Genomic DNA, 7,968 nt, shown 5'->3' with positions numbered 1-7,968 from the left:
TTTTCCTTAACGCCAGTAAGCTGTGACGCTTTTTCCAAAATTTTGTCATCTATGTTTAATGTTGTTCTCATATGCATCAATATGCATCAATTATGCATATATGTCAATAAGATTTTAAATTGAACATAACGTTTCGGCTAAGCTGCGTGCCTGATGCGCTGCAATTCTGCACGGCCTTTTCGGGTAGCCACGAGATATTTCACGGCCTGCCGCGGCGACGTGTTGCGGCGTAGTTTAGACGAAGACGAAAGCTCGCCAGAGCGAAGACGGGTCAGCTTCAGCCGTTAGTTATGTGTTTTTAGATTTGTTCTTTATGTAATTTGCAACATTCTCGCCTCGAAATATGAAAATGATGGATAAAATAAAAATAAAAGCTTGAGGCAATAAAGGATCATGCATTAAATGCATACCTTCACCTAGTTTTATCGCAAATGTCCCCAGTCGAGAGACCACAACAGAAGCAGATGAAACAAAATAATAAAGGCCAATTATCGTTATCCAAAAAGACAACTTTGCATAGATGGGCGGCTCTTCATTCAGTTCTGCTGTGGAAATTGAAGAATCGGATTTTCCAGAACCAAACATTTTCAAAACAATATTAGATTTTTTCAAAAATATGTATGCGAGGATTAGATGTAGCAGGGGATAAAGGGCCATCAATGAGGCATAAAGGGCTTTATTAGTAACAAATTCCGATTGGTCCAAAGTAATGGCGCTTAATACGCCTGGGGCAGAACGAATAATTTGAACCAGACAATAGAGACCAAAAGCTTTTACCACTATTTCAAGAATATTTTGTTTAGTCATAGATATATCCTTATTTATTATTACACCTAACGTCAGGGATGAGCTGCAGGCCAAAGAACTTTCTACAACCAAAAGCTTCTTCGATTCAGGCCTGAGCTTCTTCCTGGCTTGCCGCGCCTTAGCTTTAGCGACGGCGGGTCAGCTCCATCCCGCTGGTTAGGTGCTATTTTCTTATTTCTTTATTTTAAAAATTTGTTCTAACTCACCCTTTTCGAAATACACACCATGTTCTTCAGGACAAATATCTACGACCAATCTCTCAGGAAAGAGGAAACTTCGTTTCCGCATTATAGTCTTACATACCGGGCATTTGTATTTTGACTTTCCAGCATGCAAAAATTCATTTGTGATATCATCGGGAGTATTCATTACCATTCGTAATTCTTTAGGGTCAAACCAAAGGCTTTCACATCTTTTACAGCAATCAATCTCAACACTATTTATTAGCAAAACATGAAATTTATCTTGGCATTCAGGGCATTTCTTGGAACTGCTTTTTTCACTTGTCTGTAATTGTTTTTTTAAGGAATCTAATATTTCTTTTTCTTGATCAGTTAAATTTCCAGACATTTGCTTACGGAAAAAGTCTCTCATTGCACCATCAATCATTGCTCTGCTTGCTAGAAAACCTAAACCGATCATAATATGTCATCTCCAATTATTTGTTTGCACCTAACGACCGGCATAACCCGCGCCTTCTGGCGTCGGTGTTTATGCCATTGTTATGCATTGTCATTTATGCTCATACGCTTGAATGTATTAATGCTAATAGCATGTAGGCTTTATCAATGTTTTCCATGTGCCATCAATAATGCCAACTGCGCCTGAATATACATTTGCGCCCGGACTAACATTAAAAAGTATAAGATCTTCTTTTGAATTCCCTGATAAGTCATATGCTTCAATGCCTGAAACCGTAAAAACTTGTTTTTCTGGATTTAGGTAGTGAGGGCTTGTTATAAAATGATTCAAGAGTTTCTTTGAAATATTTGATATTTCAACATTTAACCTGGTAGGTCTTTTGTCTGTGTCTTTTGCTGATATTAAGAAAGAATAATCTCCAAATTTAATTAGAGTATCATGATCTTGATTGATCTTATTCGCTTCAGATTCATCCCACAATTTTGTAACTTTAAATCCAAATAAATTTCCATCATGGTGTTCAAGTGTTAAATCAGGAGCAGAGCAATCAGCAATTGCATGATTACTTAAAAGTAATAGCACTAAGAGTATTAATGTCTTCTTCATGTTAAAATTCTCCATAATGCATAACGTCTGGGTTGACCTGCAGGCCTAAAGAATGACAAACTAGCTCGGCCCTTTACGTAAAACCCCGGAGTAATTCCTGTCAGGTCCATCCCTTTGCTATGCCGGGCTATTCATAATGGGTCCACATACGAATAACTTTGACCACTTTTTCATTATCTAAAATTTGGTAAACTAATCGGTGTTGTATATTTATACGGCGGGAATAGGCTCCCGATAAGTCGCCTAATAGCTTTTCAAAAGTTGGAGGAGTCTTATTAGGATTTTCACGAAGGATATCCAGTAACTTTTCAGCTTTAGATCGCAATCCGGCAGCAGTTAACTTTTTGGCATCTTTTTGAGCCTGTTTTGTGAAGACGACTCGCCACATTACCAGTCAAGCTTCTCAGAGCATTCTTCGATGGGGGTGGCTAATCCTTCCCGGATTGACTCCCGCATACCGGGAATATTCAATAGATAGAGGGTTTCCTGAATGGATCGCCAATCATCCTCTGAAATAAGCACAGCACTGCCGCGCTTACCCGTTATGATAATTGGCTCATGGCAAGACGCTGCTTCGTCAATGAGCCGATAAAGCTTTGATCTTGCTTCAGTTGCTGTTAAGGTTGGCATGATGACCTCAAATGTTTTGATTTTACACATTTTAATGGTACGTCATAACGTACGCTTTGTCAAGTGTGAAATCTGCGGCATAACATTAATATTATGAAAAAAGGTCAGGAACTCTTTTTCCAGAAATCGGTAGCTGAAATAATTATCAAAGTTATGAATACTAATAAAATTACAAGGAGAATCGGTGGCCACTTTGGAATTAGCCACCATACAAACCCAAAAGCCAGAACCGGCAGAACAATCTTTTCAAGGATTATTCGTGTATAGCTTTTCTGTTTTTGCATGCTATTTGGATTATCCCCACGAAAAAACATCAATAACGTTAAAGACCCATTCCTTTAAATCTTAATCTTTCATAACGTTTGAGCTAACCTGCCGGCCTAATAAGTTGGAAGCTACCACAGACCCTTACGTAAAACCGCATAATTTTTCCGGTCAGGTTCAGCGTTTTGTTGGGCAAAAAATATACTTGACAACTGTCACGTGACAGATTACAATGTTGTCATGATAAAAACCTTTGCCAATAAAGAAACGCAAAGGCTTTTCGTTAGAGGCAAATCGAAACGTTTACCTTCCGAGTTAATAAAAAGGGCGATACGGCGGCTGGAATATGTAAACTATGCAACAAGCCTGAGCGATCTGAGGGTGCCTCCAAGTAACCGACTGCACGCCCTGAAAGGGGATCGAAAAGGGCAACATTCAATATCAATTAACGAGCAATGGCGAATATGTTTCCGTTTCATCGATGGCGATGCCTACGATGTTGAAATAACCGATTACCATTAAGGACTGTAAAATGACAATATCAAACACTACAAAAAGGGAAATCCCCCCTACGCATCCTGGTGAAATGCTCAGGGAAGATTTTATGACAGATTTTAATCTAAACGCGACTTCAATGGCGACGGCTTTAGGGGTATCGCGTCAAACGATCAATGAGCTTTTGAGAGAAAGACGCGCCATAACACCCCTGATGGCATTGAGACTGTCTCGTCTTTTCGGTAATTCACCCGATTTCTGGATGAACGCACAACATTCTTATGATTTGTGGGAATCCGAACAGAGTTTCCGCAAAGAACTCTCTCAAATTCAACCGCTTAATGCTGCATAATCTGCGGTTTATTCACAACCTCTTTTGTCCGCGTCGTATGTGCCCAACGGTTGAGTTCAACAGCGCTGCCTTTTGGCGTCTGTTGCAACGATTTGTTATGTGTTTTTCTTAAAGGTTTGTTTTTAAAATCAAAAAGGTTGATTCAAGCCTATTTTGAGGGTGATTTCTTAAACTATTTCATAAATTCAATATATTAGCTTGGACCCCATATCAAACAATTAACATTTTCGACGTTTTGGAGAGAGCAGTAATGATGTCTTCCAGTAATTGCATTACGGAAATACTCCTGCTGTGGATCGTCACTCATGTTGTCGAATGGGAGAACTGCAATGGACGGCTTTTCGGATATTGATAGTGACGGTCATTCAGGTAATCCAGCTTTTCGCAAAGAATCAATAATGCGCTCTAAATGATCTGGATTTTTGAAATGATTATATCGTTTTCGAACGGATTTTAATGAATAACCAGTATCTAATTTAAGAGCCTCATTTATGTGAGTTTTTGCTTTTTGATATTCACCAAGCTCACTGTAAACGTCAGCGATATTTAAGTGGACCTCTAAAGGAGAAGTCTCTCCTTGTTTTGCACGTTCCAATTGCATATTGAAAATTTTAATTGCTTCATCAAAACGTCCAGTCAAACGATACGATAACCCCAAAAAACTTAAGTACCACACGGGGTAATATGGGTGTAGTCTTATCCCTTTTTTGCATATTGCAATTGCTTCTTTGAATCGACCGGCATAGAGTAATGTCTGGGCAAAAACAGGATAATTAAGAGCAATATTTGGTCCAAGGGTGATAGATTTTTTTCCTAACTCAATCGCTTTTTCAAAATCACCCTGAAAAAGATTAATACTCCCCAACATAGCAGTCGCGCACCATAGTGTATTATCCAATTCTAACGCCTTTAGATTAAGTGAAACAGCTTTTTCATAGGATTCTGCTGGAGAATTAGTCCAACCTCTTAAAGCATTGTGAAAGTGAGTATATGCCAATAAGGACCATGCAAAGCCGTACATAGGGTCTAACTTCACAGCACGCTCCGCAAGCTGTTGCGCCATATTAACATTTTCCCGGCTAAAATGCTCGATAGTACTCCATGCTTTAACTGCTAAACCCCATGCTTCAAAGTTATCAGTTTTGTGCCACAAACGGGCCATATCTCCATGTGTTAGCTTGACTTGAAGTTCCACTGTTATCTTTTTTGTGATTTCATCAAGTAAATTAAACAGGTCTTTCATATTGCGATCATAATGATTTGCCCAAATATGATGTCCAGTCAGAGCATCAATCAGTTGAGCAGATATCCGGACACGATCTTTGGACATTAGAATGCTACCTTCCAGAACATAGCGAACTCCTAATTCTTCGCTTACCTGTTGGACTTTTACATGCTTTCCTTTGTATGTGAGCATTGAGTATCGCGAAATGACGAGCATTTCCGGAATTAAAGCAAGGCCTGAAATAATATTTTCAGTCACTCCGTCAGCCAAATTATCTTGTTTAGGATCACTACTCATGTTGTCGAAGGGGAGAACTGCAATGGAAGGTTTTTCAGGTAGTGGAAAAGCCATGTTTTCTTTGGATGCAGGTTCAAATTCAGGTGGGGTAATTTTTTGATATAATTGATATCCAATCAATGTTAAAACTACTGCCAATACAACAATAGCTGGAAAGATCCACGGTTTTACAAAAGGTTTTGGGTTTTTGTCGATTAATTTTCCTGCATCTACCGGCTCCATCAGCACCTTATAAACTCTGACCGGATCTTTGATATTTTTTACAGCATATTCTCCAAAGTATTCATATCCCAGCTTAAGTTTGTTCTTTAAATGATCATAGACATTTTGGGATATACACACACCACCAGGCTCAGCCAGTCCTTCAACCCGAGCTGCAACGTTTACACCACTCCCATATATGCGATCTTCCTCATGAATCACATCTCCGATGTTGATACCAATTCTGAACTCCAAACGCCTGTCTTCCGTAAGTTCTTTGTTCTTTTGTTTCAGGTCTCTCTGAATTTCGACTGAACACTGGACAGCATCCACAGCACTTGAGAACTCTGCCAATAGATTGTCACCGACTGCATCAACAACCCTGCCGGAATGAGATTGAATGATATAAGACATACTATCCCGGTACTCTTTTAATTTTTTGACAGTGTGAACTTCATCATCTGCCATCAGGATGGAATAACCCTTCACATCAGCACTGAGGATTGCTTTTAACTTTCTTGTAACTCTCTGTCCGGTAGTCATTTGATCACCATTAGACTAAATAATATATTGAGATAAATTTTTAGCCTATTTTCTTTGAGTCCATTTCACGCACATAACGTGGAGCTAACCTGCCGGCCACAATACTATCGCGCCTGCACAGACCTTTACGTGAAACCGCGAGATATTTCACGGCCTGCCGCGGCGACGTGTTGCGGCGTAGTTTAGACGAAGACGAAAGATCGCCAGAGCGTAGACGGGTCAGCTTCAGCCGGTTGTTAGGCCTTAATAGGTTTAATTTTGTATACTCTCTTCTTTGGCAACATTTTTACCTATTTTATGCAATGCAATTCCTTTAATTGTTCTTTAAACTCAGAGGCCACCTCCAGTTCTGAACTTTTCAATTTTTTGTAAATATTTCTGAATTCTGTTAAATTCCCAACACTGTATTCTGCAAAAGCAAGACCTATAGCTATTTCAGGGCTATTATTCTTTTCATAGGCAATGCGATAATTTTCCACTGACTTCTCATTCACTCCAAGCTCTGCATAGCACCAACCTATCGCAGCTCGAATGCGTGGATCATCCGTTTCATGGAGAGCCTTTGTGTAGGACTCTATAGCAGCCTTGAACCAACCAATCTCAGCACAATAATTTGCTTTTGGTATGAAAAAATCCTCTTCGTCTAAACCGACTACCCAGTACAAAATATACAAATAGACTAATTTAATAATATTCCAGATTCGATAATACAAAGTTGATACCATAAAAGAGTATTCGGCCTAACGTTTGAGCTAACCTGCACAAAAAGCGTAGCTTTTTGTGTCAGTGTTGAATTTTTTGATAGGTTGGCTCTCTATGTTTATATGCTCTTATAAGAAAGAACACCCCACATGCCGCGGTCACATGTTTTAAACTATGCCCACTCAGCAAGGGTAAAATATCAAACATTGCTGGATCAAAATATTCCAATGCTTTTGCCAGCAGATACGAGAACAGTAATAGCCAATAACCACGGGTTAATGTGTAAACCGGCTTGAATAGCAACAATATCATAGGGATTATCAGCATTGGGAGGAATTGAACTAACACATAAAGCCTTAAATCACCCTCACCTTGGCCTTCGGTAATGTGCCAATATATAACAGAAAGGATCCCAAATATAAGCAACGGAAACAGCAATAATTGACTAAATCGAACAGATATAAACTCTCCTATAACAACCGAAAATAGTGACATAAAGGCTATGGTCATTGGCATGCGGTCCCAAACAAGCGTCACGTTATTAGGCCAAAGATGATAGTAACCGGAACCCACTGCAACTAACGATATCCCTAAAAATAGAAAAAAGTAAGCGAGCTTCAACTCACGCAAGAGGTTATGTTGTGTTGCTTTAACAACCCATTGGCCTCCCCAAAGGCCTACGAATAGGAATGGGAGATTCGAGATTACATTCCAGAAGTTTGGAATCCCAAAAAAAGTCCTCTCATCATGAAAGAGGTGATAGTTTAGATCTTGCGCTATGGAGTCTTGAAAAAACACGACTACCACCGCAAGGATTGATACTACCAAAATAGCAACTAGACCAATTTTATCTTTTTCTAATTTCATTACTTCAATTGGTTTCAGGAATTGAACCTAACGTTTCGGCTAAGCTGCGTGCCTGATAAGTAACGAGTTTGCACGGCCTTTTCGGGTAGCCGCAAGGTTTCTTCACGGCTTGCCGCGGCGAAACTTTAGTGAAGACGGGTCAGCTTCAGCCGTTTGTTAGACGCTTTTAATGATGTAGTTCCAAAATAAATTCAGTTTTTTACTATGCCGTGGTGAATCAAAGTATCTAAAATTCTTTTATTCCTCTTTTTCATCTTATTAAATCCAAACGGTAAGCTAGTTAAAATTATAGTAAAGGCAAAATCGGTCAGTGATGTTTGCAGTCTTTCCAGTGCTT

The 7,968-nt window shown here is 39.3% G+C and carries 11 protein-coding genes; 2 read left to right on the top strand and 9 right to left on the bottom strand.

The features are described 5' to 3' along the window. From Q0X72_RS13980 to Q0X72_RS12390, 6 genes are all read right to left on the bottom strand, one after another. Window positions 1-71, bottom strand: a 71-nt coding sequence (locus Q0X72_RS13980; RefSeq protein ID WP_367180459.1) for a type II toxin-antitoxin system VapB family antitoxin, incomplete at its 3' end; no start/stop codon positions are given. 217 nt (window positions 72-288) lie between these two features. Beyond that, window positions 289-807 (bottom strand): hypothetical protein, encoded by a 519-nt coding sequence (locus tag Q0X72_RS12410; protein ID WP_297765961.1) that lies wholly within the window; start codon window positions 805-807, stop codon window positions 289-291. A 171-nt stretch (window positions 808-978) separates the two neighbouring features. Next, the gene (locus Q0X72_RS12405; RefSeq protein ID WP_297765959.1) at window positions 979-1,449 is read right to left on the bottom strand and encodes a zf-TFIIB domain-containing protein; all 471 of its coding nucleotides are present in this window, start codon (window positions 1,447-1,449) and stop codon (window positions 979-981) included. Between the two features lie 123 nt (window positions 1,450-1,572). Further along, window positions 1,573-2,055 carry a hypothetical protein gene (locus Q0X72_RS12400; RefSeq protein WP_297765957.1) on the bottom strand — a complete coding sequence of 161 codons (483 nt, stop codon included), beginning with the start codon at window positions 2,053-2,055 and terminating at the stop codon, window positions 1,573-1,575. Between the two features lie 127 nt (window positions 2,056-2,182). After that, the gene (locus Q0X72_RS12395) at window positions 2,183-2,443 is read right to left on the bottom strand and encodes a Txe/YoeB family addiction module toxin (protein ID WP_297765954.1); all 261 of its coding nucleotides are present in this window, start codon (window positions 2,441-2,443) and stop codon (window positions 2,183-2,185) included. Beyond that, window positions 2,443-2,685 (bottom strand): type II toxin-antitoxin system Phd/YefM family antitoxin, encoded by a 243-nt coding sequence (locus Q0X72_RS12390; RefSeq protein ID WP_297765951.1) that lies wholly within the window; start codon window positions 2,683-2,685, stop codon window positions 2,443-2,445. Before Q0X72_RS12390 ends, Q0X72_RS12395 begins: the two co-directional genes overlap by 1 nt. A gap of 504 nt (window positions 2,686-3,189) precedes the next feature. Between Q0X72_RS12390 and Q0X72_RS12385 the strand changes: the two genes are divergently transcribed. Both Q0X72_RS12385 and Q0X72_RS12380 read left to right on the top strand, forming a co-directional pair. Continuing rightward, window positions 3,190-3,471, top strand: a complete 282-nt coding sequence (locus Q0X72_RS12385) for a type II toxin-antitoxin system RelE/ParE family toxin (protein ID WP_297765948.1) — start codon at window positions 3,190-3,192, stop codon at window positions 3,469-3,471. A gap of 10 nt (window positions 3,472-3,481) precedes the next feature. After that, window positions 3,482-3,796 carry a HigA family addiction module antitoxin gene (locus tag Q0X72_RS12380; protein ID WP_297765945.1) on the top strand — a complete coding sequence of 105 codons (315 nt, stop codon included), beginning with the start codon at window positions 3,482-3,484 and terminating at the stop codon, window positions 3,794-3,796. Between the two features lie 361 nt (window positions 3,797-4,157). Here Q0X72_RS12380 and Q0X72_RS12375 read toward each other — a convergent pair whose 3' ends face one another. From Q0X72_RS12375 to Q0X72_RS12365, 3 genes are all read right to left on the bottom strand, one after another. Further along, on the bottom strand, window positions 4,158-6,062 hold the full coding sequence (locus Q0X72_RS12375) for an adenylate/guanylate cyclase domain-containing protein (protein WP_297765942.1): 1,905 nt from the start codon (window positions 6,060-6,062) through the stop codon (window positions 4,158-4,160). A 290-nt stretch (window positions 6,063-6,352) separates the two neighbouring features. Continuing rightward, window positions 6,353-6,787: a hypothetical protein gene (locus tag Q0X72_RS12370; RefSeq protein ID WP_297765939.1), complete on the bottom strand. Its 435-nt coding sequence runs from the start codon at window positions 6,785-6,787 to the stop codon at window positions 6,353-6,355. A 58-nt stretch (window positions 6,788-6,845) separates the two neighbouring features. Continuing rightward, a complete protein-coding gene (locus Q0X72_RS12365) occupies window positions 6,846-7,631 on the bottom strand; it encodes a ceramidase domain-containing protein (RefSeq protein ID WP_297765937.1) in 786 nt (261 codons plus the stop codon). Between the last annotated feature and the right edge of the window lie 337 nt (window positions 7,632-7,968).

This window comes from uncultured Muriicola sp., assembly GCF_947258935.1.
Taxonomy (GTDB): domain Bacteria; phylum Bacteroidota; class Bacteroidia; order Flavobacteriales; family Flavobacteriaceae; genus Muriicola.
The sequence above is the reverse complement of the archived record's forward strand: the minus strand, read 5'-3'. Positions and strand labels throughout refer to the sequence as shown.